The sequence below is a fragment of the Pseudomonas sp. Seg1 genome (genome assembly GCF_018326005.1).
Classification (GTDB): domain Bacteria; phylum Pseudomonadota; class Gammaproteobacteria; order Pseudomonadales; family Pseudomonadaceae; genus Aquipseudomonas.
The window spans coordinates 1,202,583-1,229,178 of record NZ_AP021903.1; the positions used below are offsets into that span (position 1 = coordinate 1,202,583).

The following is a 26,596-nucleotide window of genomic DNA, read 5'->3' on the forward strand; positions in this document are numbered from 1 at the left end:
GCATCACTGCGGTTGTTCTGCAGAACCGCGGTGCCTGAATCGCGGGCAAGCCCGCTCCCACAGGGATCGTGGGATCAGTTACTTAAGTGATAAACCGCATTGGCCAAAGCGATGTCTTCCAGACCCAGGCCAATCGAGCGGAAAAATACATGACGGTGGTAGTCGGGGCGCTGCACTTTTTCACTGAGCAGATCTGCCAGATCGCCAACGATCGAGTCCTTGCTCCAGGCATGCTGCTCGGCGGCAATCAACATCTCCCCCGCCGACCCCGGCGTGGTCAGACGATAGTCACAGAACACCTGCATGTCGTTGAGGCTCTGCGGTGGTACTTCGTGGGCGCGCGGGGCGTTGGTGCTGATCGAGGTGATCAGTGCCGGTTTGCTCAATGCGGCAGGATCGATCACCGGCCCTGCGGATGAAGTGCAGAGCATGATCACGTCGGCTTCGGTGACAGCGGCTTCGCGGCTGGGCGCAATGGTCAGGTCGGGAGCCATGGCTTTCAGGAGTGCCTGGGTTTCAGCATCTTCCAGCAAGCTCGGCGAATAGACGCTGATGCTCTGCCAGTCGCGCAAGCTTTTCACGTAATGCAGATGCGCCTGAGCAACCTTGCCGCTGCCGATGACCGCCAGTCGTTTGGCATTTACCGGAGCGAGAGCATCGACTGCCACTGCGGTAGTCGCGGCAGTACGCGCTGTGGTCAGTTCTCCGGCATCACAGAGCAGCAACGGCTGGCCGGTTTTCATCGACATCAGCAGCGTCCACGCGGTCACCAGCGGGCCTTGCTCGCGAACGATGTACGGCGAAGTCTTCACCCCATACACACCGTCCTCGGCCAGCACGCCCAGGTAATTGATGAAGTCGCCGGCGCCCTGCGGGAATTCCACCAGTTGCTGCGCCGGCTGCACAGCATGGCCAGCAGCGAGATCGCGGAACAGCTTGCGCAGGATTTGCGGTACGTCGATGCGCGCCAACAGCTCGCGGGCCTGGATGTGGTTGATCACGTAGGGCGTACTGGACATGGCAGGCTCCGAAGACAAAATCTAAACTAATTTGTCTATTATGGACTTTTAGTTTTCTCTCGCAAGCACCTGTTGAAACGCCGGGCGAAAAAAAAGCGCAGTCCGTTGCCGGCTGCGCTTTCTCTTTATAGCGTCGCTTACTGCGGACGCTTGCGCTCAACCGCTCGCAGCAGATGCGTCGGCGGCGTTTCACAGCTGATCTTGCGACCGAGCTTCTCTTCGATGGACGGCAACTGGTAGGAGTCGTCTTCACCGGCGAAGCTGATCGATACACCATCGGCGCCAGCACGACCGGTACGGCCGATGCGGTGCACGTAGTCGTCCGGGACTTCCGGCAGGGTGAAGTTGATCACATGGCTGATGCCGTCGATGTGGATGCCGCGACCGGCAACATCGGTGGCCACCAGCACGCGAATCTTGCCTTCGCGGAAGCCTTCCAGGGTCTTGATGCGCTTGTGCTGCGGAACATCGCCGGACAGTTGCGCGGCGTTGATGCCATCGCGCACCAGACGTTCTTCGATACGGCGCACTTCGTCCTTGCGGTTGGCAAACACGATCACCCGCTCCCAGCCGTTATCGTTGACCAGGTTGTAGAGCAGTTTGTATTTGTCGGCGCCGGCCACCGCGTAGATGTGCTGCTCGACGTTTTCGTTGGCGACGTTCTGCGACTCGATCTCGACGATCGACGGGTCGGTGGTCCATTGCTTGGCGAGGTTCATCACGTCTTCGGTGAAGGTCGCCGAGAACAGCAGGGTCTGGCGCTCGGACTTCGGCGGGGTCTGACGAATGATCTGACGTACTTGCGGGATGAAACCCATGTCGAGCATGCGGTCGGCTTCGTCCAGCACCATCACTTCGACCATGTCCAGGTGCACATCGCCGCGCTGGTTGAAGTCGAGCAGACGGCCCGGGGTCGCGACGAGGATGTCGCAGTGGCGTGCTTCGAGGTGCTTGAGCTGCTTGTCGAAGTCCATGCCGCCCACAAACGTCATGACGTTGAGGCCGGTGTACTTGGTCAGGTCGGCGGCGTCCTTGGCGATCTGCACCACCAGCTCACGGGTCGGCGCGATGATCAGCGCACGGGGTTCACCCATGTAGCGCTCTTTCGGCGGCGGCGTTTGCAGCAGTTGGGTGATGATCGAGATCAGGAACGCGGCGGTCTTGCCGGTGCCGGTCTGCGCGCGGCCGATGGCGTCTTTGCCGGCGAGGGTGAAACCCAGCACCTGCGCCTGGATCGGCGTGCAATACGGGAAACCCAGGTCCTGGATGGCGTGCATCAGTTCCGGGGAGAGCTTGAAATCGTGGAAGCGGGTTTTGCCTTCCTGAGGCTCGACGACGAAGTCTTCGAGTTTCCACGGGATAACCGCAGCCTTGGGCTTGGGTTCGCGGCGTGGTCTGGCCGGTTTCGGTGCTTCGCTGCTGGCGCTTTCGGCGACTGGAGCAGCCGCTGGAGTGGCGACGGCGGCCGGTTTTGCCTCTTGTTTCGGAGCCGCTACGGTAGCGGGGCGGTCGGCCTGGCGGGCATCGCTGCGATGGCCGGGGGCGTGCGACGGCGCACTGGGAACTGGCGCGAGCTGCTCAGCCTCGCTTTTACCGAACATCTTCTTGAGTGCTTTGAGCACGGTCATCTCATCAATTGATTAAGGAATGTACGCCGGCCAGTGTAATGCAAGAATCGGGCGCGGCGTAGTGGGAGGGATCAAAGGCTGTTGCCGTGGCTGAAAACAGCCGGCGCGATCAACGCAGGCGCTCGCTCAACCACACACCGATGTCGCGGATTTCTTCGGGTAACACTTCGTGCTCCATTGGGTATTCCTGCCATGTCACGGTGACACCATGGGCCTTCAGATACTCATAGGCGGTACGTCCCATGGAGTTCTGTACCACGTTGTCGAACTGACCGTGCAGCGACAGCACCGGAATGCGCTGCTGGCTGGCAGACAACTCCAATTCTTCGCTGAACGTCGGCGCATACGTCGACAGTGCCAGTACGCCACCCAACGGTCCCTGCCATTTCAAGAAAGCGGTGTGAAAAACCACCGCGCCACCCTGGGAGAAACCGGCGAGGAAAATCCGCGAGGCGTCTATTCCGCTGGCGCGCTGTTCTTCGATCAATTCAATGATGCGATCCGCCGACGCTTCCAGCTCATCACGATCGATCGCCCGGGCCGGGCTCATGGCCTTGATGTCGTACCAGCTCGGCATGGCATATCCGCCATTAATGGTGACCGGGCGGGTCGGCGCCTGGGGCAGAACGAAGCGCGTGCTCAACAGGCTTTCCTGCAACGCTTCGGCCACTGGCAGAAAGTCGTAGCGGTCGGCACCCAGGCCGTGCAGCCAGATCACGCAGGCGTCTGCGGGCTTAACAGGCTGAAGAATCAAGGGCTCGGTCATGGCTGCTCCAAATATGTGCGGGCGCTCTCATTAAGTGCGTGATTGGAGTGCGCGCCCGGTTGATCCGTTAAGAAGATGTCGCAAGGGTACAAGTTTTGCTATTGACCTGTCGCCCGATCAGTTCGGCGCCCAGTGTGGTACGGGCTTTGCTATGGAGGACTTTGTACGAAGCGTCCTACGCGTGGCGGTAACACTATCAGTGTACGACTCGCGACGGGATAGCAACGAATCCGGTGATGGATGTTCGCCAATGGCCGCTACGGGCTTAGCGAACGTGACAGGGCTACAGCCCGTTCGGCCGATTGGTGAGAAGTGAGTTGTCCATGATGTGGATTTTCTCCTACTAGACTCATAGCGAAGGTCTTACGTCGGTTGACCCCAAAAAAAGCCAACACGGGTCAACAACGCCTCAAAAGGGTGCGACTGGACTCAAGCTCCGACACAACAAGAGCAAAACTGGAGGTTTGAATGAAGATGTTGAAATCCACTCTGGCAGTCGTGACTGCGGCAGCAGTACTCGGCGTCAGCGGGTTCGCTCAGGCGGGTGCAACCCTGGATGCCGTACAGAAGAAAGGTTTCGTGCAGTGTGGCGTGAGCGACGGTCTGCCGGGCTTCTCGGTTCCGGACGCTACCGGCAAGATCCTCGGCATCGACGCTGACGTCTGCCGCGCTGTGGCCGCTGCCGTATTCGGCGACGCGACCAAGGTCAAGTTCAGTCAGTTGAACGCCAAGGAGCGCTTCACCGCGCTGCAATCCGGCGAGATCGACATTCTGTCGCGCAACACCACCATGACCAGCTCCCGTGACGCGGGCATGGGCCTGAAATTCCCGGGCTTCATTACCTACTATGACGGCATCGGCTTCCTGGTAAACAACAAGCTGGGCGTGAAGAGTGCCAAAGAGCTGGACGGTGCAACCATCTGCATCCAGGCCGGTACCACCACCGAACTGAACGTTTCCGACTACTTCCGCGGCAACGGTCTGAAATACACCCCGATCACTTTCGACACCTCCGATGAAAGCGCCAAGTCGCTGGAATCCGGTCGTTGCGACGTGCTGACCTCCGACAAATCGCAACTGTTCGCCCAGCGCAGCAAGCTGGCTTCGCCGAAGGACTACGTGGTTCTGCCGGAAACCATTTCCAAAGAACCACTGGGCCCGGTCGTACGTAACGGCGACGACGAGTGGCTGGCCATCGTCCGTTGGGTCGGCTACGCGCTGCTCAACACCGAGGAAGCCGGCATCACCTCGAAGAACGTCGAAGCTGAAGCCAAGTCGACCAAGAACCCGGACGTCGCCCGTATGCTCGGTGCTGACGGCGAGTACGGCAAGGACCTGAAACTGCCGAAGGACTGGGTCGTGCAGATCGTCAAACAAGTCGGCAACTACGGCGAAATCTTCGAGAAAAACCTCGGCAAGAGCACTCCGCTGGAAATCGACCGTGGCCTGAACGCCCTGTGGAACAACGGCGGCATTCAGTACGCACCACCAGTGCGCTAATGGTTCTATCACCCGGCGGGCCAACCGCCGGGTGATGTTCTGTTCCATTTCTTGCGGGGCACTTCATGCAAAATTCAATCGGCGCACCAAAGCAGAGGCTCAGCCTCAGCGATCCACGAGTGCGTGCGTGGCTATTCCAGATCATCACCGTTGTGGCGGTGGTCTCGCTGGGCTGGTACTTGTTCGACAACACGCAAACCAACCTTCAGCACCGGGGCATTACCTCCGGTTTCGGCTTTCTGGAGCGCAGTGCCGGGTTCGGCATCGCTCAACACCTGATCGACTACACGGAAGCGGACAGCTATGCCCGCGTCTTTGTCATCGGTCTGCTCAACACCCTGTTGGTGACAGTGATCGGCGTGATTCTGGCGACGATCCTCGGTTTCATCATCGGTGTGGCGCGGCTGTCGCAGAACTGGATCATCAGCAAACTGGCGACGGTGTACGTGGAAGTTTTCCGCAACATTCCGCCGCTGCTGCAAATCCTGTTCTGGTACTTCGCGGTGTTCCTGACCATGCCGGGGCCGCGCAACAGCCATAACTTCGGCGACACCTTCTTCGTCAGCAGCCGTGGCCTGAACATGCCGGCAGCGTTGGCGGCTGATGGCTTCTGGGCTTTTTTCGGCAGCGTCGTGGTGGCGATCATCGCGACCGTGCTGATGTGCCGTTGGGCCAACAAGCGCTTTGAAGAAACCGGCGTACCGTTCCATAAGTTCTGGACGGGGCTGGCGATCATGTTGCTGATCCCGACCTTGTGCGCACTGATCTTCGGCGCACCGCTGCACTGGGAAATGCCCAAGTTGCAGGGCTTCAACTTCGTCGGTGGCTGGGTACTGATCCCTGAACTGCTCGCGTTGACCCTGGCCTTGACTGTTTACACGGCAGCGTTTATCGCCGAGATCGTCCGTTCGGGGATCAAGTCGGTCAGCCACGGCCAGACCGAAGCGGCCCGTTCGCTCGGCCTGCGCAACGGCCCGACCCTGCGCAAGGTGATCATCCCGCAAGCCCTGCGCGTGATCATTCCGCCGCTGACCAGCCAATACCTGAACCTTGCGAAAAACTCCTCGCTGGCGGCCGGTATCGGTTACCCGGAAATGGTCTCGCTGTTCGCCGGCACGGTACTCAACCAGACCGGTCAGGCGATCGAGGTGATTGCGATCACCATGAGCGTGTACCTGGCGATCAGTATCAGCATTTCCCTGCTGATGAACTGGTACAACAAGCGCATTGCGCTGATCGAGCGGTAAGGAAAAGCGCATGAGTACTCATACTTTCAAACCCGACATGCCCCCACCGAACAGCAGCATCGGCGTGGTGGCGTGGATGCGCGCGAACATGTTCTCCAGCTGGCTCAACACCCTGTTGACCCTGTTTGCGTTCTACCTGATCTATCTCGTGGTGCCACCGATCCTCAGCTGGGCGATTGTCGATGCCAACTGGGTCGGCACCACCCGCGCCGACTGCACCAAGGAAGGCGCCTGCTGGGTATTCATTCAGCAGCGATTCGGCCAGTTCATGTACGGCTACTATCCGCCGGAACTGCGCTGGCGCGTGGACCTGACCGTGTGGCTGGCGGTCATCGGCGCGGCGCCTTTGTTTATCTCGCGTGTGCCGCGTAAAGCGATATACGGGCTGAGTTTCCTGGTGCTGTACCCGATCATTGCTTTCATCCTGCTGCACGGCGGCTTCGGCCTGACCAACGTGGCGACCAGCCAATGGGGCGGCCTGATGCTGACCCTGGTGATCGCCACGGTTGGTATCGCCGGCGCCCTGCCGCTGGGGATTGTGCTGGCGCTGGGACGACGCTCGAACATGCCGGCGATTCGTGTGGTCTGCGTGACCTTCATTGAGTTCTGGCGCGGTGTGCCGTTGATCACGGTGCTGTTCATGTCCTCGGTGATGCTGCCGCTGTTCCTGCCCGAAGGCATGAACTTCGACAAGCTGCTGCGGGCGCTGATCGGCGTGATCCTGTTCCAGTCGGCCTATGTGGCCGAAGTGGTGCGCGGCGGTCTGCAAGCGATCCCCAAGGGTCAGTACGAAGCGGCTGCAGCGATGGGCCTCGGTTACTGGCGTTCGATGGGCCTGGTGATCCTGCCACAAGCCCTGAAGCTGGTGATCCCCGGCATCGTCAACACGTTCATTGCGCTGTTCAAGGACACCAGTCTGGTGATCATCATCGGCCTCTTTGACCTGCTCAACAGCGTCAAGCAAGCCGCTGCCGATCCGAAATGGCTGGGCATGGCCACCGAAGGCTATGTGTTCGCCGCCCTGGTGTTCTGGATTTTCTGTTTTGGTATGTCGCGCTATTCCATGCATCTGGAACGCAAGCTCGACACTGGCCACAAGCGTTAGGAGTTCTCTGTAAATGAGCGAAGCAAGCAAAAAGCCAGTGGGCCCTGAAGGCATTATTCAGATGCAGGGCGTCAACAAGTGGTACGGCCAGTTCCACGTGCTGAAAGACATCAACCTCAACGTCAAACAGGGCGAGCGTATCGTCCTGTGCGGCCCGTCGGGTTCCGGCAAGTCGACCACCATTCGTTGCCTCAATCGTCTGGAGGAACACCAGCAGGGCCGCATTGTGGTCGATGGTGTGGAACTGACCAACGACCTCAAGCAGATCGAAGCGATCCGCCGCGAAGTCGGCATGGTGTTCCAGCACTTCAACCTGTTCCCGCACCTGACCATTTTGCAGAACTGCACCCTGGCGCCGATGTGGGTACGCAAGATGCCCAAACGCAAGGCCGAGGAAATCGCCATGCATTATCTGGAACGCGTACGCATTCCGGAGCAGGCGCATAAATTCCCGGGGCAACTGTCCGGCGGTCAGCAGCAGCGTGTGGCGATCGCCCGCGCACTGTGCATGAAACCGAAAATCATGCTGTTCGATGAACCGACTTCAGCGCTCGATCCGGAGATGGTGAAAGAGGTTCTGGACACCATGATCGGTCTGGCCGAAGACGGCATGACCATGCTCTGTGTGACTCACGAAATGGGCTTTGCCCGCACCGTGGCGAACCGCGTGATCTTCATGGACAAGGGCGAAATCGTTGAGCAGGCGGCGCCGAATGACTTCTTCGACAATCCGCAGAATGAGCGGACGAAGTTGTTCTTGAGTCAGATTTTGCATTGATGGTTGGTCGTTAAAAACAAACCCGGCCTTGTGCCGGGTTTTTTACCTTTGCTGTTCAGGACATGGTCAGCGTTTCGTGTTCTTTGTGAACTGTATCCTTGAATCCTCGCAAATCTGCTCCTTCGCCCAAAGCGCGCGCATCGGTGAGGAGGTGTGGGTGACGATCAAGCAGGCGCATCAGCACTATCAGGGCTTTCGGTGGGAGCGAGTCGCCGCGTTCATATCGTGAAAACGCATTGTGCCCGCCACCTGACAACAACAGCACCGCTTCCTTCTGTGACAGATGCAGCTTGCGGCGGATGCGCTTCATCTCGTTACCGATCATCTGTCGGCCGGCAATGACGAGTTCGTCACTCGCATTCGAGTAGCGTAATGCGCTATCGGGGTCGAATATGACTTCCCCGCATGCCTGACACTCCCATCCAGACAAATCATCAAGACGACGCTCCATGCCTTTTACGCTCATGGTTTCAGCACGACATTCAAAGTGCCGCATTCCTTCAGGTGCTCCGCAACTGAAGCATTGTTTCGTGTTCATGGGTTTTTCTCCTTGAAGGAGATCACCGGAGGTTCACCGCCTGAGCAATAAGTGACCTTGATGTAAATCTCCAGATCATGCGAAGTGATGTGATACACGTCTTGCCAAACCCGATGGTCGCCATAGGTCGTCATCGATTTGTACAGCATCCTGTTTTGCAGTTCGAAAACGACGTCCTGCATTTCCTTGAGGCTCAGGCCCATGTCTCGACCGCTTTTGCGTGCAGTCCTGGTAAATGCGTTTATTCCGAGCCTTCTGACATCCTCCTTGATCACCGCCAAGTTGTAGTGGGGTGTATTTTTCTCCATAAAAAATCTTGAACCTTTCCCTAAAATTACCCTTAAAGGGTAATTTTGACCAATCGAAAATCCCGCTCCATGTTTCTCCGATTGACCCTAGGAGGTTGCCGTCCTACGTGGGTCTGACTAACATGTCGGAAAATTCATCCTATGATTGGATGAAAGGGCGAATCCTATGTCAGACATTTCTCCACTCATCAAACGATCTCTGGTCGATCAGGCCTTGGACCAGCTCCGTCAGCGCATCAACAGCGGTGCCTGGCAGGTTGGCGAGCGGTTGCCGACCGAGCCCGAGCTGTGCGCCGAGCTGGGCATCAGCCGTAACACCGTGCGTGAAGCCATGCGCGTATTGGCGTTTTCCGGATTGATCGACATCCGTCAGGGCGACGGCAGTTACTTGCGCGCAGTCGTCGATCCCATGGACACGCTCAAGGCGCTGTCCAGGTGTTCGCTGGATCAGGCGCGGGAAACCCGGCACATCCTCGAAGTCGAGGCCATTGGCCTGGCGGCATTGCGCCGCACCGATGAGGACCTCGCCGCATTGCGTGAGGCGCTTGGCACCAGCGGCAGCCACTATCACGGCGATCTCGACACTTACATCGCTTGCGATCTGGTGTTCCACCGCCGCTTGGTCGATGCCGCGCACAACCCGACCCTCAGCGAGCTCTATCGCTATTTCTCCAGCATCGTCGGCGCGCAATTGCGCCAAACCCTGAACATCGTCCCGCGCCGTCAGGAAGTGTTCGACCTGCACATCGAGTTGCTCGATGCGGTCGAACAACGTGACCCGGAACGGGCCAAAGCTTTATCCAGGCAGTTGATCAATGAACCTTGAAACCGAGAAGTCCATGTCCCGCAGTGAGATATCCACAACCCCGAAGCTTGAAGAGCTGCTGATCGATGCCGAGGCCGATGACGAGGAGGTGCAGCAAAGCCATCCGTTGGTGCGGCGCCCGTGGTTGCTGCTGTTGGGGCTGATTCTGGTGGCACTGAACCTGCGTCCGGCGCTGTCGAGCATGGCGCCGCTGCTCAGTGACGTCTCGAAAAGTCTCGGTCTGTCCGCCGCTCAGGCCGGTTTGCTGACCACGCTGCCGGTACTGTGCCTGGGGCTGTTCGCCCCGCTGGCGCCGATTCTGGCGCGGCGCTTCGGTGCCGAGCGCGTAGTGTTGGGTATTCTGCTGACACTCGCGGGCGGCATTATCCTGCGCAGCAACTTCGGTGAAATCGGTCTGTTTGCCGGCAGCGTGCTGGGCGGCGCGAGCATTGGCATCATCGGCGTGTTGCTGCCGGGCATCGTCAAACGCGACTTCGCCAAACACGCCGGCACCATGACCGGGGTCTACACCATGGCCTTGTGTCTGGGTGCGGCTATGGCGGCGGGTTCGAGCGTGCCGCTGAGCGAACATTTCGATCACAGCTGGGCCATGGGGCTCGGTTTCTGGGTGATTCCAGCGCTGGTGGCGGCGGTGTTCTGGCTGCCGCAAGTCGGGCAGAAACACGGTGCACATAACGTCGCCTATCGCGTGCGCGGTCTGCTGCGTGATCCGCTGGCCTGGCAGGTGACCTTGTACATGGGCCTGCAATCGTCGCTGGCCTACATCGTGTTCGGCTGGTTGCCGTCGATCCTCATCGGTCGTGGCCTGACGCCGACTCAAGCGGGTCTGGTGCTGTCCGGCTCGGTCATTATTCAGTTAGCCAGTTCGCTGGCGGCACCGTGGCTGGCGACTCGCGGCAAGGATCAGCGTCTGGCGATCGTCGTGGTGATGGCGCTGACCCTCGGTGGCCTGTTCGGTTGCCTGTACGCGCCAATCGAAGGCCTGTGGGGCTGGGCGATTCTGCTGGGTCTGGGGCAAGGCGGTACGTTCAGCCTGGCGCTGACTCTGATCGTGCTGCGCTCTCGGGATTCTCACGTCGCGGCGAACCTGTCGAGCATGTCCCAAGGCTTTGGCTACACCCTGGCGTCGATGGGGCCGTTTGCGGTCGGCATCGTGCATGACTGGACTGGCGGCTGGAATGCGGTGGGCTGGATCTTCGGCATTATTGGTACCGGTGCGATCATTGCCGGCCTCGGCGCCGGTCGTGCGCTGTACGTGCAGGTGCAAAGCGAGAAGATTTAAACACCGCTTACCAGTGTGGGAGCGAGCCTGCTCGCGAAGGCAATTGAGCATTCAACATCTGTGTTGACTGACACACCGCTTTCGCGAGCAGGCTCGCTCCCACACCGGATGTGTGCACTCCGGGTATTCGCTGCGCGAATGCCGATAGTGTTTCGGGACGTTGCAGATTATCGTGATGGCCATCTGTACATTTCCTGGAGATTGCCCATGAGTGAAGCCCACGCCGCGTTGATCACCCGTTTCTACCAGGCCTTCCAGCGCCTCGATGCCGAAGGCATGGCCGCGTGCTACACCGATGACGTGGTCTTCAGCGATCCGGCCTTCGGCCAGTTGCGCGGGCGCGATGCCGGCGACATGTGGCGCATGCTCACCACTCGGGCAAAAGACTTCTCGCTGACCTTCGACAACGTCCGCGCCGACGAGCGCAGCGGCGGCGCCCATTGGGTGGCAACTTATCTGTTCAGTCAGACCGGCAACGTCGTGATCAACGATATCCAGGCGCGCTTCGTCTTCCGTGACGGCAAGATCTGCGAACACCATGACCACTTCGATCTGTGGCGCTGGTCGCGTCAGGCCCTGGGTTTCAAAGGCCTGCTGCTGGGCTGGACGCCACTGGTGCGCAACGCCGTCCGTGCCCAGGCACTGAAGGGACTGAAGGCATTTCAGGCCGGTCGCTGATAAGATCGCGGCCTGTTTCCTACACGCCTTGATCCCGAAGTGACCAGCCTTAGCGAAAAATCTGTCGATGTTGCCGAACCGGTGAGCAAGTCCTGGTTCGTCTACCTCGTTCGTGCGGCCAACGGCTCGTTGTATTGCGGGATCAGTGACGACCCGGTGCGTCGTTTCGCCAAGCATCAGAGCGGCAAAGGTGCACGGTTCTTCCTCTCCAGCCCGGCCATGGCGCTGGTCTACACCGAGCTGTGCCGAGACAAGAGCGACGCGCTGCGCCAGGAACGGCTGATCAAAAAACTGCGCAAGAGCGCCAAGGAATGTCTGGTCGCGTCTTATCAATCTGACTGATTGGTTCCCATCAGCCAGATCTGTAGGCTGCTAAGTAAATGCGCGCTAAGCTGCCGACTCACTATCTGAGCGGCGGAGCCGAGCATGTCCGAGTTGATTCTGCACCACTACCCGACCTCCCCATTTGCCGAAAAGGCCCGCCTGCTGTTGGGTTTCAAAGGCTTGTCCTGGCGTTCGGTGCATATCTCGCCGGTGATGCCGAAGCCGGATCTGACGGCCCTGACCGGCGGTTATCGCAAGACCCCGGTGCTGCAGATCGGTGCCGACATCTACTGCGACACATCGTTGATCGCCCGTCGTCTGGAGCAGGAAAAAGCCCTGCCGGCGTTTTTCCCCGAAGGTCAGGAAATGACCAGCGCCAGTTTCGCGGCGTGGGCCGATTCGGTGGTGTTCCAGCATGCGGTCAGCCTGGTGTTTCAGCCTGAGTCAGTGGCGGTCCGTTTCGGCAAGCTGCCGCCGGAAGCGATCAAGGCGTTCATTGCCGACCGTGCCGGTCTGTTCAGTGGCGGCAGTGCCACCCGGCTGTCGGCTGAACAGGCCAAGCATCAATGGCCAACGATCATGGCGCGCCTGGAGCAGCAGTTGCAGCGCGAGCAGGGCGACTTCCTGTTTGGTGAGCCGTCGATTGCTGACTTCGCGCTGGCGCATCCATTGTGGTTCCTCAAAGCGACTCACGTGACCGCGCCGCTGGTGGATGAGTATCCGGCTGTTTCGGCCTGGTTGGGTCGTGTGCTGGGTTTTGGCCACGGTGCGGCGAGCGAGATGACCTCGGAAGAGGCGTTGGAGGTTGCGCATAATGCGACACCGGCGGCGTTGCCGGATGAGCAGTTCGTCGATCCGAACGTCTTCAAGGCTGGGCAGCAAGTGGCGATTGCCGCGACGGATTACGGGGTTGATCCGGTGGTGGGTGAGTTGCTGTTTGCCGGCCGTGAAGAGCTGATCCTGCGCCGTGAAGACGAGCGTGGCGGTGTGGTGCATGTGCACTTCCCGCGCTTCGGCTTCCGTATCGAAGCACGCTGATCAGCAAGTCGAATCTGACCTGGTGGTGAGAGGAGCAATTGTGGCGAGGGTATTTATCCCCGATCGGCTGCGCAGCAGGCGCTAATCCTGTCAATGCGCATTGCGGCTGAAAAGCTGGGGCCGCTTTGCTGCCCATCGGGGATAAATCCCCTCGCCACAGGGGAGTGCGTTATTTCAGGGCGGCGAGGATTTCGTCCGGGTCAAACCCGCGAATCAACGTGCCGTTCACGTCGATGAGCGGAATCCCGCGCCCGCCCAATGCCTCATACGCCTTGCGCGCTTCAGCATCCTTCTCGATATCGAACTCCTTGAAAGGAATCCCCTTGCTGTCAAGAAAGCGCTTGGTCTGCTTGCAGTAGCCACACCAGTCGGTGGCATAGAGCACAACATTGGCTTGAGCCCGCGTCTGCTCCGCGACCATCTGCGACGGATTAAACACCCGCTCGATCTTGCCCCAGTTCTGATAAACCACGACCACCAGCAGAACCAGCGCGACCTTCTTCAGCACATTGCCCAGCATCAGTTGCGGCGCTTCAGCTGATCGGTGAGCGACGTCGGCAGGCCTTTGATCACCAGCGTGCCAGCCTCTTCGTCGTACTCGATCTTCGAGCCCAGCAGGTGCGCTTCAAAGCTGATCGACAGGCCTTCGGCGCGGCCGGTGAAGCGACGGAACTGGTTGAGGGTGCGCTTATCCGCCGGGATCTCTGGCGACAGGCCGTAGTCCTTGTTGCGGATGTGATCGTAGAAGGCTTTCGGGCGCTCTTCGTCGATCAGCTCCGACAGCTCTTCCAGGCCCATCGGCTCGCCGAGCTTGGCCTGGCTGCTGGCGTAATCCACCAGAGTCTTGGTTTTCTCGCGGGCGGAGTCTTCCGGCAGGTCTTCGCTTTCGACGAAGTCGCTGAAAGCCTTGAGCAGGGTGCGGGTCTCGCCCGGGCCGTCGACACCTTCCTGGCAGCCGATGAAATCGCGGAAGTATTCCGAAACCTTTTTACCGTTCTTGCCCTTGATAAACGAAATGTATTGCTTGGACTGCTTGTTGTTCTGCCATTCGGAGACATTGATCCGCGCCGCCAGGTGCAACTGACCGAGGTCGAGGTGGCGCGACGGGGTCACGTCCAGCTCGTCGGTCACCGCCACACCTTCGCTGTGGTGCAGCAGGGCGATCGCCAGGTAATCGGTCATGCCTTGCTGGTAGTGGGCGAACAGCACGTGGCCACCGACCGACAGGTTCGATTCTTCCATCAGCTTCTGCAGGTGCTCGACGGCGACTTTGCTGAACGCGGTGAAGTCGCGGCCGCCCTCCATGTACTCCTTCAGCCAGCCGCTGAACGGGAACGCACCGGATTCCGGATGGAACAGGCCCCAGGCTTTGCCCTGTTTGGCGTTATAGCTCTCGTTGAGGTCGGCGAGCATGTTCTCGATGGCTGCAGACTCGGCCAGTTCCGTGTCACGGGCGTGCAGAACTGCGGGCGTGCCGTCGGGTTTTTTGTCGATCAGGTGGACGATGCAATGACGGATCGGCATGGGCTTCTCGGCTGTTGGAAGGGAGGAGGGCAGGCTCCCCCGAAAAAGCGCCCAGTGTACCGCAACCACTGGTTTTGGCGCGGGGTGAAGGGAAAATCCGGGGCGGGTAGCGGCCCTTATGCAGTTTTTTACCGATTTAGAGCAATAAACCTGACCAAATGGGTAGCTAGAGGCGGATATTTCCCCGTCTCTGTGCTAGTTTTGCCCGGTCTTACGCGAAGTCACTGCGTTAAGCGTGCAATCAGCATTTGTCAGGTCGAACCAAACCCTGATTTCGGTATCTATAACCCGACTCGTCGTGGTTATCGCCGAGGGTGCCAGATCCAGAAGATCGGGCTCGATGGCTGACACTGCACTCTGCAATCCATATGAATTTGATAGGGAAGGAACACTACATGGCTCTTACTAAAGACCAACTGATCGCCGACATCGCTGAAGCTATCGACGCGCCGAAAACCACCGCGCGTAACGCTCTGGACCAACTGGGCCAAATCGTTGCCGATCAGCTGGAAAACGGCGGCGAAATCACCTTGCCAGGTATCGGCAAGCTGAAAGTGACCGAGCGTCCTGCCCGCACTGGCCGTAACCCTTCGACTGGCGCTGCCATCGAAATCCCTGCAAAGAAAGTGATCAAGCTGGTTGTGGCCAAAGGCCTGACCGACGCTGTGAACAAGTAAGACGCAGCGATAAAAAAACCGTGCTCCGGAGCGATCCGGGCACGGTTTTTTTGTGTCTGCGATTTGGCGATGCACGCTCAACCTTTGTAGGAGCGAGCATGCTCGCGAAAGCGGTGGGTCAGTCACCTTGAATGTCGACTGATATATCGCTATTGCGAGCAGGCTCGCTCCTACAGGGGGCTGCGCTGCGTTAGCGGGTCCAGCGCTCGCGACGCCAGATCTGCTGTTCGGACTTGGTCTGGAAGGTCCAGGCGACGAAGCGGCTCTGTTTCTGTCCTTGAGACATCTCAACAACCTGACTTTCCAGTACACCGGCCTTTTTCAGCGCCGTTTCGATGGCTGGCAGGTTCGAGGCTTTCGACACCAGGGTGCTGAACCACAGCACTTTGTGCTGGAAGTTCGCGCTCTCGGCGATCAGTTGCGTCACGAAACGCGCTTCGCCCCCTTCACACCACAACTCGGCCGACTGCCCACCAAAGTTCAGTACCGGCAGTTTGCGTTTCGGGTCAGCCTTGCCCAGTGCGCGCCATTTACGCTCGCTGCCCTTGGTCGCCTCGTCCATCGAAGCGTGGAACGGCGGGTTGCACATGGTCAGGTCAAAACGCTCGCCCGGTTCCAGCAGACCAATCAGGATGTGCTTGCGGTTCTCCTGTTGGCGCAGCTTGATGACCTTGTTCAGGTCGTTGGACTGGACGATGGCCGTGGCAGCGGCAACGGCTGTCGGGTCGATTTCCGAGCCAAGGAAGTGCCAGCGGTATTCGCTGTTACCGATCAGCGGATAAACGCAGTTGGCGCCCATGCCGATGTCCAGCACGTTGACGATCGCGCCGCGCGGGACCTTGCCGTCGTTCATGCTGGCCAGCAGGTCGGCGAGGAAGTGCACGTAATCGGCACGGCCCGGCACTGGCGGGCAGAGGTAATCGGCCGGGATGTCCCAATGCTGAATGCCATAGAACGACTTGAGCAGCGCCCGGTTGAACACCCGTACCGCGTCCGGACTGGCGAAGTCGATGCTTTCCTTGCCATACGGATTGATGATCACGAATTTCGCCAGTTCTGGCGTGGTCTTGATCAGCGCCGGGAAGTCGTAACGACCCTGATGGCGATTGCGCGGGTGCAGGCTGGCCTTTTCACGCGGTTCAACGGCTTTGGCCGGGGTCGCGGAGTCAGGTTTCTTGCGCGCAGGTTTGGGTGTGCGGGGGGCGGTCATGGGCGTGGTCGATTCGGGTATGGCTGAAAGTGGCGGGTATTGTCCCACATCCAGCCGCTGTGAACGTAATGCAAAGAACACCGAGGAGCCTGTGGGAGCCGGCTTGCCCGCGATGGCGGTGTATCAGTCAACATAAATGTCGCCTGACCCGACGCTATCGCGGGCAAGCCCCCTCCCACAGGGTTCTTCGGTGGCTGTGAAATTGCAGAAACAAAAAAAGGAGGCCAATGTGGCCTCCCTTTTTCATCGCGGCTTGCCCTTACAGGCTGGAAATCCGCGCGTGCTGCTCGGCCAGTTTTCCCAAGGCCTGTTCAGCCTCGGCCAGTTTGGCGCGTTCCTTCTCGATGACTTCGGCCGGGGCCTTGTCAACGAAACCGGCGTTGGACAGTTTGCCGCCAACACGCTGGACTTCGCCCTGCAGACGCAGGATTTCCTTGTCCAGACGCGCAAGCTCAGCGCCCTTGTCGATCAGACCGGCCATTGGCACCAGAACTTCCATCTCGCCCACCAGAGCGGTAGCGGACAGTGGCGCTTCTTCGCCAGCAGCAAGAACGGTGATCGATTCCAGACGCGCCAGCTTCTTCAGCAGCGCTTCGTTCTCGGTCAGGCGACGCTGGTCTTCAGCGCTGACGTTTTTCAGGTAGATCGGCAGCGGTTTGCCCGGGCCGATGTTCATTTCACCACGGATATTACGCGTGCCGAGCATCAGTTCCTTGAGCCATTCGATGTCGTTTTCGGCGGCCGGATCGATGCGCTCTTCGTTGGCCACTGGCCAAGGTTGCAGCATGATCGTCTTGCCCTGAATGCCGGCCAGCGGCGCGATGCGCTGCCAGATTTCTTCAGTGATGAACGGCATGAACGGATGCGCCAGACGTAGCGCCACTTCCAGTACGCGAACCAACGTACGGCGGGTGCCGCGCTGACGTTCAACCGGAGCGTTTTCGTCCCACAGCACAGGCTTGGACAATTCCAGGTACCAGTCGCAGTACTGGTTCCAGATGAACTCGTACAGCGCTTGCGCGGCGAGGTCGAAACGGAACTGATCGAGTTGACGGGTCACTTCGGCTTCAGTGCGTTGCAGTTGCGAGATGATCCAGCGATCCGCCAGCGACAGCTCGTAGGCTTCGCCGTTCTGGCCGCAGTCTTCGCCCTTGTCCAGAACATAACGCGCGGCGTTCCAGATCTTGTTGCAGAAGTTGCGATAGCCTTCGACGCGGCCCATGTCGAACTTGATGTCGCGACCGGTCGACGCCAGCGAGCAGAAGGTGAAACGCAGGGCGTCGGTGCCGTAGCTGGCAATGCCGTCGGCGAATTCGTCGCGGGTCTGCTTCTCGATCTTCTTCGCCATTTTCGGCTGCATCATGCCCGAGGTGCGTTTTTGCACCAGCGCTTCAAGCTCGATACCGTCGATGATGTCCAGCGGGTCAAGGACGTTGCCCTTGGACTTGGACATCTTCTGGCCTTGGCCATCACGCACCAGACCGTGTACATAAACGGTCTTGAACGGCACCTGCGGCGTGCCGTCCTCGTTCTTGATCAGGTGCATCGTCAGCATGATCATCCGGGCAACCCAGAAGAAAATGATGTCGAAACCGGTGACCAGCACGTCGGTGGAGTGGAATTTCTTCAGGAACTCGGTCTTTTCCGGCCAGCCGAGGGTGGAGAAGGTCCACAGGCCCGCGCTGAACCAGGTGTCGAGCACGTCGTTGTCCTGTTGCAGCGCAACGTCCGGGCCGAGGTTGTGCTTGGCACGCACTTCGGCTTCGTCGCGGCCGACGTAGACCTTGCCCGACTCGTCGTACCAGGCCGGAATCCGGTGGCCCCACCACAACTGACGGCTGATGCACCAGTCCTGGATGTCGCGCATCCACGAGAAGTACATGTTTTCGTACTGCTTCGGCACGAACTGGATACGGCCGTCTTCAACGGCAGCAATCGCCGGCTCAGCCAACGGCTTGGTCGACACGTACCACTGGTCGGTCAGCCACGGCTCGATGACGGTGCCGGAGCGATCGCCCTTCGGCACTTTCAGGTTGTGATCGTCGACGCTGACCAGCAGGCCGGCGGCGTCGAACGCAGCGACGATCTGCTTGCGCGCTTCGAAGCGCTCGAGACCTGCATATTCAGCCGGGATCTTGCCGTCGATGCTGTCGTTCAGCGTGCCGTCGAGGTTGAACACCTGCGCCGCAGGCAGCACGTTGGCGTTCTTGTCGAAGATGTTCAGCAACGGCAGGTTGTGGCGTTTGCCGACTTCGTAGTCGTTGAAATCATGGGCCGGGGTGATTTTCACGCAACCGGTGCCGAATTCAGGATCGCAGTAGTCGTCGGCAATGATCGGGATGCGGCGGCCAACCAGTGGCAGCTCGACAAACTTGCCGATCAGGGCTTTGTAGCGCTCGTCGTTCGGGTTAACGGCCACGGCGGAGTCGCCGAGCATGGTTTCCGGACGAGTGGTCGCGACGATCAGGTAATCGTTGCCTTCAGCGGTTTTCGCGCCGTCGGCCAGCGGGTACTTCAGATTCCACAGGAAACCTTTCTCGTCGTGGTTTTCCACTTCGAGATCGGAAATCGCCGTGTGCAATTTGGTGTCCCAGTTGACCAGGCGCTTGCCGCGATAGATCAGGCCGTCTTCGTGCAGGCGCACGAAAGCTTCTTTAACCGCTTCCGAGAGGCCGTCGTCCATGGTGAAGCGCTCGCGGCTCCAGTCTACGGACGAGCCGAGGCGACGGATCTGCCGGCTGATGTTGCCGCCCGACTGATCCTTCCACTCCCAGACTTTCTCGAGGAATTTCTCGCGGCCCAGGTCATGACGGTTCTGGCCGGTGGCTTCCAGTTGACGCTCCACCAGCATCTGCGTGGCGATACCGGCGTGGTCGGTGCCCGGCTGCCACAGGGTGTTGCGACCCTGCATGCGGCGGAAACGGATCAGGGCGTCCATGATCGCGTTGTTGAAACCGTGACCCATGTGCAGGCTGCCGGTGACGTTCGGCGGCGGGATCATGATGGTGTAGGAATCGCCCGCGCCTTGCGGTGCGAAATAGTTCTCGGACTCCCAGGTGTTGTACCAGGAAGTTTCAATGGCGTGCGGCTGGTAGGTCTTATCCATGCGCGGCGGGACCCTATTGGCATTTATTCAGGAAAAGCCGGGAAGTATAGCGGGGCATGGGGCCGAGGGCGAGCGGGGGAGGGGCGGGTGGAGGCTTAAATGTGGGAGCTGGCTTGCCAGCGATGCAGGCGCCGCGGTTTTTCAGGAAAACCGCAGTGATGCTATCGCTGGCAAGCCAGCTCCCACAGGGGCGATCGAGGAATTATTCGTACTGGCTGAGCAGCCGCTCCATCCGCGCGTCGAGGCGGCGTTTGATTTCGGTTTCGATGTGCGGGGCGAAGTCGTCGATCACGTCTTGCATGATCAATTGCGCAGCGGCGCGCAATTCGCTGTCCAGGTGGAGCAGGGCGTCCGGGCCTTTGTCGACGGTTGCGGCAGGTTGCGCGGCGGGTGTCGGGGTTGGCGCGGGAGGCGGTTCGACGGCGGGTGGCTCATTGCCAACCGAGTCGAACAGCATCGGAATCTGTTCCTGTTCACCCTCATCGACCGTATCGGTCAGCAGGGGCGGTTGCAGGTTGTCGTCGCCGAGCAACTGACGGATCGATTCGAGATCGTCCAACAGGTGTGCGGACTTTTGCTGCGGTTTCGGAGTGTCCATTGGAGTGCTCAGAGTCGCTGTAAACGGTGATCTTGCAGAGGATAGCCCTGTTCGCGGTAGAAACGAAAACTCTCCCGCGCTGCGGCTCGAATGGTCGGGTCTTCCACCACCACTTCCGCCACCCGGGCGAACTTGTTGGCAAAGGCCGGGACTTTCAGGTCGAGATTGACCAGCAAATCCTGATGCTCGCCGCAGTCATCGCCCAAACCCAACACAATCAAACCGTCCGGTTCGCTGTCGGCAGGGCCGTGGGGCACGAAGCTTTCGCCTTTGAACGCCCACAGGCGCGCATCGAGATCTTCGCGCTGAGCGGCATCGCTGCAGTGCAGGTAGATGCGGTGGCCCATGCGCCAGGCTTTCTCGGTGAGCTTGCAGGCAAAATCCAGGCGTGCCGACGGATCGGCGCTGGGCAGGATATAGAAGTCGACTTTGGTCATTGCGGTTCCTGAGCCTTGAGCAGCGTCACTGCAAAGTGACGCCGCCCAGGTTCATCGGTTTCAGGCTTTTGCGCGGTCCAGCAGGTATTGGGTCAGCAGCGGAACCGGACGGCCAGTGGCGCCCTTGTCCTTACCGCCGCTCGTCCATGCGGTACCCGCGATGTCCAGGTGCGCCCAGTTGAGGTTCTTGGTGAAGCGCGACAGGAAGCAGGCAGCGGTGATGGTGCCGGCCTTCGGTCCGCCGATGTTGGCGATGTCGGCGAACGGGCTGTCCAGTTGCTCCTGGTACTCGTCGAACAGCGGCAGTTGCCAGGCGCGGTCATCGGCAGTCTTGCCGGCGCTGAGCAGTTGATTGATCAGCTCGTCATTGTTGCCCAGCAGGCCCGAGGTGTGAGCGCCCAGTGCAACCACGCAAGCGCCGGTCAGGGTGGCGATGTCGATTACTGCTTGCGGCTTGAAGCGTTCGGAGTAGGTCAGGGCATCGCACAGTACCAGACGGCCTTCGGCGTCGGTGTTGAGGATTTCCACGGTCTGGCCGCTCATGGTGGTGACGATGTCGCCAGGACGCGACGCGTTGCCGCTCGGCATGTTTTCCGCGCAGGCGAGGATGCACACCAGGTTGATCGGCAGCTTCAGCTCAAGCACGGCGCGCAGGGTACCGAACACGGAGGCAGCGCCGCCCATGTCGTACTTCATCTCGTCCATGCCGGCGCCCGGCTTCAGGCTGATGCCGCCAGTGTCGAAGGTGATGCCTTTGCCGACCAGTGCGTACGGCTTCTCGGATTTCTTGCCGCCGTTGTATTGCATGACGATCAGGCGCGGTGGTTGGGCGCTGCCCTGGCCAACGGCGTAGAACGAACCCATGCCCAGCGACTTGATCTTTTTCTCGTCGAGCACTTCGACTTTCAGATCCTTGAACTCTTTGCCCAGATTCTTCGCTTGTTCGCCAAGGAACGTCGGGTGGCAGATATTCGGCGGCAGGTTACCCAGATCGCGGGTGAAAGCCATGCCGTTGGCGATCGCAGTGGCGTGACTCACAGCGCGTTGCACTTCGGCTTGCGCAGCCTTGATGGTCAGCAGGGTGATTTTCTTCAGCGCACGCGGCTCGGCTTTCTGGCTCTTGAACTGGTCGAAAGTGTATTCGCCATCTACCAGAGTTTCTGCCAGCAGACGGGTCTTGCCGTAGCTGTCGCGGTTTTTGACAATGATTTCATCCAGCGCCAGCACGGCGTCGCTGCCGCCCAGGCCTTTCAGCGTGTTGAGGATGGCGGCAACGATTTTGCGGAATGGACGGTCGCCCAGTTCTTCATCCTTGCCCACGCCGACCAGCAGCACGCGTTCGGCTTTCAGGTTAGGCAGGCTGTGCAGCAGCAGGCTCTGACCGACCTTGCCGGCCAGATCGCCACGCTTGAGTACAGCGCTGATCGCGCCGCCGCTCAGTTCGTCGACCTGCTTGGCGGCGACGCCGAGTTTGCGGCCTTCGCCGACGGCAACCACCAGGGTGGCGGTTTTCAACGTTTCTGGGCTAACGCTTTTTACAACCAGTTCCATGTCCGGATCCCTGAATGAATGGTCAACACACAGGCGTTCGACGGTGTCCGCAGTCGCCCGCTTATAGATAGAAGAGGCGCAGGCCAAAGCCTGCGACAAGGGCCGCAGTTTGAACCTCGCTCCCCGCGCCTGACAACCCTCGGTTGTACGATCTTCTACGTAATGCACACGCCGATGAGTGTGCGCAGTGACAGGCGCCCCCAATCACAGGATAATGCCGCATCTTTTTTCGACGGCTCTGCGTTGCGGGCCGGTCGATGTGTTTGCTTGTTTGGCCGCCTTAGCCTGACAACCCTGGAGTGTCTGGTTTGATCGTCTTCCGTTATCTGTCCCGCGAAGTCCTGTTGACCCTCAGCGCCGTGAGTGCGGTGTTGCTGGTCATCATCATGAGCGGTCGCTTCATCAAATACCTCGCTCAGGCCGCCGCCGGCCAGCTCGATCCGGGTTCGCTGTTCCTGATCATGGGCTTTCGTCTGCCGGGCTTCCTGCAACTGATTCTGCCGCTGGGCCTGTTCCTCGGGATCCTGCTGGCCTACGGTCGCCTGTACCTGGAAAGCGAGATGACCGTGCTCTCGGCCACGGGCATGAGCCAGCAACGCTTGCTGCGCATGACCCTGTTTCCGGCGACGCTGGTGGCCCTGGTCGTGGCATGGTTGAGCCTGGGGCTGGCCCCGCAAGGCGCCAATCAGTTCCAGCTGCTGCTGAACAAGCAGGACGCCCTGACCGAATTCGACACCCTTGAGCCAGGTCGCTTCCAGGCCCTGCGTGACGGTACCCGGGTGACCTACACCGAGACCCTGAGCGACGATCGCGTCAATCTCGGCAGTGTGTTCATCTCGCAGAAGAACCTCGGCGCCGATCAGAAGGACCGCGGGATTTCCGTGCTGGTGGCCGAAAAGGGCCGTCAGGAAGTCCGCCCTGACGGCAACCGCTACCTGATTCTCGACAACGGCTACCGCTACGACGGCAGCCCGGGACAGGCCGACTATCGCGCCATCCATTACGAAACCTACGGTGTGCTGCTGCCCAAACCGGACGTCAGCGAAGAGGTCACTGACCGTGACGCCATGCCGACCTCGGCTCTGCTGGGCAGTGATGACATTCGCTCGAAAACCGAACTGCAATGGCGTCTGTCCCTGCCACTGCTGGTGTTCATCGTGACCCTGATGGCGGTGCCGCTGTCGCGAGTCAATCCGCGCCAAGGGCGTTTCCTCAAGCTGCTGCCGGCGATTCTTCTTTATATGGCTTACCTGACCATCCTGATTGCCGCCCGCGGCGCCCTTGAAAAAGGCAAGATCCCGCCAGCGCTCGGCTTGTGGTGGGTGCACGCAATCTTCCTGTTCATCGGCCTCGGCCTGCTGTACTGGGAGCCTCTGCGTCTGAAGATGGCCAGCCGTCGCGCCGCTGCGCTGGAGGTGGCCCGTGGTTAAACTCGACCGCTACATCGGCAGCAGCGTGTTCATGGCGATCATCGCCGTGTTGGCAATCATTCTCGGTCTGGCGACGTTGTTCGCTTTCATCGATGAAATGGGCGACGTCAGCGATACCTATACGCTGGTTGATGTCCTGAGTTTTGTCTTGCTGACCGCGCCGCGCCGGCTCTATGAAATGCTGCCGATGGCGGCGTTGATTGGCTGCCTGATCGGCCTCGGCAGTCTGGCCAGCAGCAGTGAACTGACAGTGATGCGCGCCGCTGGCGTGTCCATCGGCCGTATCGTCTGGGCGGTGATGAAACCGATGCTGGTGCTGATGCTGGCGGGCGTGCTGATCGGCGAATACGTTGCTCCGGCGACCGAAAGCATGGCCCAGGCCAATCGCTCGCTGGCCCAGGGCAGCGGCGACGCGCAAAGCGCCAAGCACGGTATGTGGCACCGTCAGGGTGAGGAGTTCATCCACATCAACGCCGTGCAACCTAACGGCTTGTTGTATGGCGTGACCCGCTATCACTTCGACAAGGAACGCCATCTGCTGAGTTCAAGTTTCGCCAAGAAGGCGGAGTTCGACGGCACCAAATGGCAGCTTACCGACGTTGCCACCACGAAGTTTCATGAGCGCAGCACTGAAGTCGTCAATACCCCGAACGAGCAGTGGGACGTGGCGTTGAGCCCGCAACTGCTCAGCACCGTGGTGATGGCCCCGGAATCGCTGTCGATCAGTGGTCTGTGGGGTTACATCCACTATCTCTCCGAGCAGGGCTTGAGCAACGGCCGTTACTGGCTGGCATTTTGGGTCAAGGTGTTGCAGCCGTTGGTGACCGCGGCGCTGGTGCTGATGGCCATCTCGTTCATCTTCGGTCCGCTGCGTTCGGTGACCCTCGGCCAGCGTGTGTTCACCGGTGTACTGGTGGGCTTCACCTTCCGTATCGTCCAGGATTTGCTCGGCCCGTCGAGCCTGGTGTTCGGGTTCTCGCCGCTGTTTGCGGTGCTGGTGCCGGCCGGTGTCTGCGCGCTGGCAGGTGTCTGGCTGCTTAGACGAGCGGGTTGATGAACAAGCTTTCATCCGCTGCGTAACCCTGAAAACGCCTCGATCGACAGATCGGGGCGTTTTTGCATGCAATCCGGGTGACAGGCGAACGTGACGCTTGCGCCGTGTATCAGGTACAATTCCCGGCTATTTTTCGGCGGGCCATGCCTGCAGCCTTTTTGAGTGTTGATCCGTGAGTGATTTGAGTCATATCCGCAATTTCTCCATCATCGCCCACATTGACCATGGCAAGTCGACGCTGGCCGATCGCTTCATCCAGATGTGCGGCGGCCTGGCCGAGCGTGAAATGGAAGCCCAGGTACTGGATTCCATGGATCTGGAGCGTGAACGCGGGATCACCATCAAGGCCCACAGCGTTACTCTCTATTACAAAGCCAAAGATGGCGTCACCTACCAGCTGAACTTCATTGACACCCCGGGCCACGTCGACTTCACCTATGAAGTCAGCCGTTCCCTGGCCGCGTGTGAAGGTGCCTTGCTGGTAGTCGATGCCGGTCAGGGCGTTGAAGCCCAGTCCGTGGCCAACTGCTACACCGCGATCGAGCAGGGCCTTGAGGTCATGCCGGTACTCAACAAGATCGACCTGCCGCAGGCTGATCCTGATCGCGTCAAAGACGAAATCGAAAAGATCATTGGCATCGACGCCACCGACGCCGTCACCTGCAGCGCCAAGACTGGCCTGGGTGTCGACGAAGTGCTCGAGCGTCTGGTGACGACCATTCCTGCGCCGACCGGCAACATCGAAGATCCGCTGCAAGCGTTGATCATCGACTCCTGGTTCGACAACTACCTGGGTGTTGTCTCCCTGGTACGCGTGCGTCATGGCCGCGTGAAGAAGGGCGACAAGATCCTGGTGAAATCCACCGGCAAGGTGCACCTGGTCGACAGCGTCGGTGTTTTCAACCCGAAACACACCGCCACCGCTGACCTGAAAGCCGGCGAAGTGGGCTTCATCATCGCCAGCATCAAGGACATCCACGGTGCCCCGGTCGGTGACACCCTGACTCTGAGCTCGACGCCAGACGTTCCGGTATTGCCGGGCTTCAAACGCATCCAGCCACAGGTTTACGCCGGTCTGTTCCCGGTCAGCTCCGATGACTTCGAGGATTTCCGCGAAGCGCTGCAGAAGCTGACCCTCAACGACTCGTCGCTGCAGTACACCCCGGAAAGCTCCGACGCACTGGGCTTCGGCTTCCGTTGCGGCTTCCTCGGCATGCTGCACATGGAAATCATCCAGGAGCGCCTCGAGCGCGAGTACGACCTGGACCTGATCACCACGGCGCCGACGGTAATCTTCGAACTGGTGCTGAAAACCGGTGAAACGATTTACGTCGACAACCCGTCCAAGCTGCCAGACGTCTCGGCCGTCGAAGACATGCGCGAGCCGATCGTGCGCGCCAACATCCTCGTGCCGCAAGAACACTTGGGCAACGTCATCACCCTGTGCATCGAGAAGCGTGGCGTTCAAGTCGACATGCTGTTCCTCGGCAATCAGGTGCAAGTCACCTATGACCTGCCGATGAACGAAGTGGTGCTCGACTTCTTCGACCGTCTCAAATCCACCAGCCGCGGCTATGCTTCGCTGGACTACCATTTCGATCGTTACCAATCGGCTAATCTGGTGAAACTGGACGTGCTGATCAACGGTGACAAGGTCGATGCTCTGGCGTTGATTGTGCACCGTGACAACTCGCACTTCAAAGGTCGCCAGTTGACCGAGAAGATGAAAGAACTGATTCCGCGGCAGATGTTCGACGTGGCTATCCAGGCCGCCATTGGCGGTCAGATCGTTGCCCGGACAACCGTCAAGGCACTCAGAAAGAACGTATTGGCCAAATGCTACGGCGGTGACGTCAGCCGTAAGAAGAAACTGCTCGAGAAGCAAAAGGCCGGTAAGAAACGCATGAAGCAGGTCGGCAACGTGGAAATTCCACAAGAAGCCTTCCTTGCCGTGCTCAGGTTGGAATAGTCA

25 protein-coding genes are annotated in these 26,596 nt (G+C 59.7%); 13 read left to right on the forward strand and 12 right to left on the reverse strand.

The window, feature by feature from the left end; genetic code table 11:
• Nucleotides 1-74 precede the first annotated feature (74 nt).
• From KI231_RS05165 to KI231_RS05175, 3 genes are all read right to left on the reverse strand, one after another.
• Nucleotides 75-1,019, reverse strand: a complete 945-nt coding sequence (locus KI231_RS05165) for an ornithine cyclodeaminase family protein (protein ID WP_213027632.1) — start codon at nt 1,017-1,019, stop codon at nt 75-77.
• A 137-nt stretch (nt 1,020-1,156) separates the two neighbouring features.
• Nucleotides 1,157-2,647: an ATP-dependent RNA helicase RhlB gene (gene rhlB / locus KI231_RS05170; RefSeq protein WP_103305205.1), complete on the reverse strand. Its 1,491-nt coding sequence runs from the start codon at nt 2,645-2,647 to the stop codon at nt 1,157-1,159.
• Nucleotides 2,648-2,756: 109 nt separating this feature from the next.
• Nucleotides 2,757-3,413, reverse strand: a complete 657-nt coding sequence (locus KI231_RS05175) for an alpha/beta hydrolase (protein ID WP_103305206.1) — start codon at nt 3,411-3,413, stop codon at nt 2,757-2,759.
• 468 nt (nt 3,414-3,881) lie between these two features.
• On the opposite strand from KI231_RS05175, the gene KI231_RS05180 reads away from it, so the two are divergent.
• From KI231_RS05180 to KI231_RS05195, 4 genes are all read left to right on the forward strand, one after another.
• A complete protein-coding gene (locus tag KI231_RS05180) occupies nt 3,882-4,913 on the forward strand; it encodes an amino acid ABC transporter substrate-binding protein (protein ID WP_103305207.1) in 1,032 nt (343 codons plus the stop codon).
• Between the two features lie 65 nt (nt 4,914-4,978).
• Nucleotides 4,979-6,160, forward strand: a complete 1,182-nt coding sequence (locus tag KI231_RS05185; RefSeq protein WP_103305208.1) for an amino acid ABC transporter permease — start codon at nt 4,979-4,981, stop codon at nt 6,158-6,160.
• 10 nt (nt 6,161-6,170) lie between these two features.
• Nucleotides 6,171-7,265 carry an amino acid ABC transporter permease gene (locus tag KI231_RS05190; protein WP_103305209.1) on the forward strand — a complete coding sequence of 365 codons (1,095 nt, stop codon included), beginning with the start codon at nt 6,171-6,173 and terminating at the stop codon, nt 7,263-7,265.
• A gap of 13 nt (nt 7,266-7,278) precedes the next feature.
• Nucleotides 7,279-8,043: an amino acid ABC transporter ATP-binding protein gene (locus KI231_RS05195; protein ID WP_103305210.1), complete on the forward strand. Its 765-nt coding sequence runs from the start codon at nt 7,279-7,281 to the stop codon at nt 8,041-8,043.
• Between the two features lie 55 nt (nt 8,044-8,098).
• Here KI231_RS05195 and KI231_RS05200 read toward each other — a convergent pair whose 3' ends face one another.
• Entirely contained in the window at nt 8,099-8,581 is a 483-nt protein-coding gene (locus tag KI231_RS05200) for a type II toxin-antitoxin system MqsA family antitoxin (protein ID WP_103305211.1), read from the reverse strand.
• Entirely contained in the window at nt 8,578-8,889 is a 312-nt protein-coding gene (locus KI231_RS05205) for a type II toxin-antitoxin system MqsR family toxin (protein WP_103305212.1), read from the reverse strand. Before KI231_RS05205 ends, KI231_RS05200 begins: the two co-directional genes overlap by 4 nt.
• Before the next feature lie 166 nt (nt 8,890-9,055).
• Between KI231_RS05205 and KI231_RS05210 the strand changes: the two genes are divergently transcribed.
• The 5 genes from KI231_RS05210 (at nt 9,056) to KI231_RS05230 (ending at nt 13,037) form a co-directional block, all read left to right on the forward strand.
• Nucleotides 9,056-9,715, forward strand: a complete 660-nt coding sequence (locus KI231_RS05210) for a FadR/GntR family transcriptional regulator (RefSeq protein ID WP_103305213.1) — start codon at nt 9,056-9,058, stop codon at nt 9,713-9,715.
• Complete coding sequence (locus KI231_RS05215; protein WP_103305214.1) at nt 9,705-10,997, forward strand: CynX/NimT family MFS transporter; 1,293 nt, start codon at nt 9,705-9,707, stop codon at nt 10,995-10,997. Before KI231_RS05210 ends, KI231_RS05215 begins: the two co-directional genes overlap by 11 nt.
• A gap of 207 nt (nt 10,998-11,204) precedes the next feature.
• Nucleotides 11,205-11,675, forward strand: coding sequence for a nuclear transport factor 2 family protein (locus tag KI231_RS05220; protein ID WP_103305215.1), 471 nt, complete (start codon nt 11,205-11,207; stop codon nt 11,673-11,675).
• 39 nt (nt 11,676-11,714) lie between these two features.
• Nucleotides 11,715-12,017 carry a GIY-YIG nuclease family protein gene (locus KI231_RS05225; protein WP_008083651.1) on the forward strand — a complete coding sequence of 101 codons (303 nt, stop codon included), beginning with the start codon at nt 11,715-11,717 and terminating at the stop codon, nt 12,015-12,017.
• 84 nt (nt 12,018-12,101) lie between these two features.
• Nucleotides 12,102-13,037 (forward strand): glutathione S-transferase family protein, encoded by a 936-nt coding sequence (locus tag KI231_RS05230; protein ID WP_213027633.1) that lies wholly within the window; start codon nt 12,102-12,104, stop codon nt 13,035-13,037.
• Nucleotides 13,038-13,206: 169 nt separating this feature from the next.
• Here the strand turns inward: KI231_RS05230 and KI231_RS05235 are convergent, their stop codons facing one another.
• Together KI231_RS05235 and yejK are read right to left on the reverse strand one after the other, a co-directional pair.
• Entirely contained in the window at nt 13,207-13,557 is a 351-nt protein-coding gene (locus KI231_RS05235; protein WP_034154584.1) for a glutaredoxin family protein, read from the reverse strand.
• Nucleotides 13,557-14,561, reverse strand: coding sequence for a nucleoid-associated protein YejK (gene yejK, locus KI231_RS05240; RefSeq protein WP_103305217.1), 1,005 nt, complete (start codon nt 14,559-14,561; stop codon nt 13,557-13,559). Before yejK ends, KI231_RS05235 begins: the two co-directional genes overlap by 1 nt.
• Nucleotides 14,562-14,956: 395 nt before the next feature.
• Between yejK and KI231_RS05245 the strand changes: the two genes are divergently transcribed.
• The gene (locus KI231_RS05245) at nt 14,957-15,238 is read left to right on the forward strand and encodes an HU family DNA-binding protein (RefSeq protein ID WP_003221909.1); all 282 of its coding nucleotides are present in this window, start codon (nt 14,957-14,959) and stop codon (nt 15,236-15,238) included.
• Nucleotides 15,239-15,428: 190 nt separating this feature from the next.
• On the opposite strand, the gene rlmF is transcribed toward KI231_RS05245, so the two are convergent.
• The 5 genes from rlmF to KI231_RS05270 all read right to left on the reverse strand — a co-directional run bounded on the left by rlmF (nt 15,429) and on the right by KI231_RS05270 (nt 22,140).
• Nucleotides 15,429-16,448 (reverse strand): 23S rRNA (adenine(1618)-N(6))-methyltransferase RlmF, encoded by a 1,020-nt coding sequence (rlmF, locus tag KI231_RS05250; protein ID WP_103305218.1) that lies wholly within the window; start codon nt 16,446-16,448, stop codon nt 15,429-15,431.
• 259 nt (nt 16,449-16,707) lie between these two features.
• The gene (locus KI231_RS05255) at nt 16,708-19,554 is read right to left on the reverse strand and encodes a valine--tRNA ligase (RefSeq protein WP_213027634.1); all 2,847 of its coding nucleotides are present in this window, start codon (nt 19,552-19,554) and stop codon (nt 16,708-16,710) included.
• A gap of 202 nt (nt 19,555-19,756) precedes the next feature.
• Nucleotides 19,757-20,152, reverse strand: coding sequence for a DNA polymerase III subunit chi (locus KI231_RS05260; RefSeq protein WP_103306368.1), 396 nt, complete (start codon nt 20,150-20,152; stop codon nt 19,757-19,759).
• A gap of 8 nt (nt 20,153-20,160) precedes the next feature.
• On the reverse strand, nt 20,161-20,589 hold the full coding sequence (locus KI231_RS05265) for a DNA polymerase III subunit chi (protein ID WP_213027635.1): 429 nt from the start codon (nt 20,587-20,589) through the stop codon (nt 20,161-20,163).
• 60 nt (nt 20,590-20,649) lie between these two features.
• The gene (locus tag KI231_RS05270) at nt 20,650-22,140 is read right to left on the reverse strand and encodes a leucyl aminopeptidase (RefSeq protein ID WP_213027636.1); all 1,491 of its coding nucleotides are present in this window, start codon (nt 22,138-22,140) and stop codon (nt 20,650-20,652) included.
• 308 nt (nt 22,141-22,448) lie between these two features.
• Between KI231_RS05270 and lptF the strand changes: the two genes are divergently transcribed.
• The 3 genes from lptF to lepA all read left to right on the forward strand — a co-directional run bounded on the left by lptF (nt 22,449) and on the right by lepA (nt 26,593).
• Nucleotides 22,449-23,570: an LPS export ABC transporter permease LptF gene (gene lptF / locus KI231_RS05275; protein ID WP_103306371.1), complete on the forward strand. Its 1,122-nt coding sequence runs from the start codon at nt 22,449-22,451 to the stop codon at nt 23,568-23,570.
• Nucleotides 23,563-24,624, forward strand: a complete 1,062-nt coding sequence (gene lptG, locus KI231_RS05280; protein WP_103306372.1) for an LPS export ABC transporter permease LptG — start codon at nt 23,563-23,565, stop codon at nt 24,622-24,624. The genes lptF and lptG overlap by 8 nt, the downstream gene beginning before the upstream one ends.
• Before the next feature lie 172 nt (nt 24,625-24,796).
• The gene (gene lepA, locus KI231_RS05285; protein ID WP_103306373.1) at nt 24,797-26,593 is read left to right on the forward strand and encodes a translation elongation factor 4; all 1,797 of its coding nucleotides are present in this window, start codon (nt 24,797-24,799) and stop codon (nt 26,591-26,593) included.
• Nucleotides 26,594-26,596 lie beyond the last annotated feature (3 nt).

What these genes read in the sequence shown, in the direction of transcription:
- KI231_RS05190 (WP_103305209.1), top strand. Translation starts at nt 6,171, where the DNA reads ATGAGTACTCATACTTTCAAACCCGACATGCCCCCACCGAACAGCAGC.
- KI231_RS05235 (WP_034154584.1), bottom strand. Translation starts at nt 13,557, where the DNA reads ATGCTGGGCAATGTGCTGAAGAAGGTCGCGCTGGTTCTGCTGGTGGTC.
- KI231_RS05255 (WP_213027634.1), bottom strand. Translation starts at nt 19,554, where the DNA reads ATGGATAAGACCTACCAGCCGCACGCCATTGAAACTTCCTGGTACAAC.
- KI231_RS05175 (WP_103305206.1), bottom strand. Translation starts at nt 3,413, where the DNA reads ATGACCGAGCCCTTGATTCTTCAGCCTGTTAAGCCCGCAGACGCCTGC.
- KI231_RS05180 (WP_103305207.1), top strand. Translation starts at nt 3,882, where the DNA reads ATGAAGATGTTGAAATCCACTCTGGCAGTCGTGACTGCGGCAGCAGTA.
- KI231_RS05165 (WP_213027632.1), bottom strand. Translation starts at nt 1,019, where the DNA reads ATGTCCAGTACGCCCTACGTGATCAACCACATCCAGGCCCGCGAGCTG.
- KI231_RS05205 (WP_103305212.1), bottom strand. Translation starts at nt 8,889, where the DNA reads ATGGAGAAAAATACACCCCACTACAACTTGGCGGTGATCAAGGAGGAT.
- KI231_RS05195 (WP_103305210.1), top strand. Translation starts at nt 7,279, where the DNA reads ATGAGCGAAGCAAGCAAAAAGCCAGTGGGCCCTGAAGGCATTATTCAG.
- KI231_RS05200 (WP_103305211.1), bottom strand. Translation starts at nt 8,581, where the DNA reads ATGAACACGAAACAATGCTTCAGTTGCGGAGCACCTGAAGGAATGCGG.
- KI231_RS05215 (WP_103305214.1), top strand. Translation starts at nt 9,705, where the DNA reads ATGAACCTTGAAACCGAGAAGTCCATGTCCCGCAGTGAGATATCCACA.
- KI231_RS05260 (WP_103306368.1), bottom strand. Translation starts at nt 20,152, where the DNA reads ATGGACACTCCGAAACCGCAGCAAAAGTCCGCACACCTGTTGGACGAT.
- KI231_RS05230 (WP_213027633.1), top strand. Translation starts at nt 12,102, where the DNA reads ATGTCCGAGTTGATTCTGCACCACTACCCGACCTCCCCATTTGCCGAA.
- KI231_RS05245 (WP_003221909.1), top strand. Translation starts at nt 14,957, where the DNA reads ATGGCTCTTACTAAAGACCAACTGATCGCCGACATCGCTGAAGCTATC.
- KI231_RS05220 (WP_103305215.1), top strand. Translation starts at nt 11,205, where the DNA reads ATGAGTGAAGCCCACGCCGCGTTGATCACCCGTTTCTACCAGGCCTTC.
- rhlB (WP_103305205.1), bottom strand. Translation starts at nt 2,647, where the DNA reads ATGACCGTGCTCAAAGCACTCAAGAAGATGTTCGGTAAAAGCGAGGCT.
- KI231_RS05270 (WP_213027636.1), bottom strand. Translation starts at nt 22,140, where the DNA reads ATGGAACTGGTTGTAAAAAGCGTTAGCCCAGAAACGTTGAAAACCGCC.
- KI231_RS05265 (WP_213027635.1), bottom strand. Translation starts at nt 20,589, where the DNA reads ATGACCAAAGTCGACTTCTATATCCTGCCCAGCGCCGATCCGTCGGCA.
- yejK (WP_103305217.1), bottom strand. Translation starts at nt 14,561, where the DNA reads ATGCCGATCCGTCATTGCATCGTCCACCTGATCGACAAAAAACCCGAC.
- KI231_RS05185 (WP_103305208.1), top strand. Translation starts at nt 4,979, where the DNA reads ATGCAAAATTCAATCGGCGCACCAAAGCAGAGGCTCAGCCTCAGCGAT.
- rlmF (WP_103305218.1), bottom strand. Translation starts at nt 16,448, where the DNA reads ATGACCGCCCCCCGCACACCCAAACCTGCGCGCAAGAAACCTGACTCC.
- KI231_RS05210 (WP_103305213.1), top strand. Translation starts at nt 9,056, where the DNA reads ATGTCAGACATTTCTCCACTCATCAAACGATCTCTGGTCGATCAGGCC.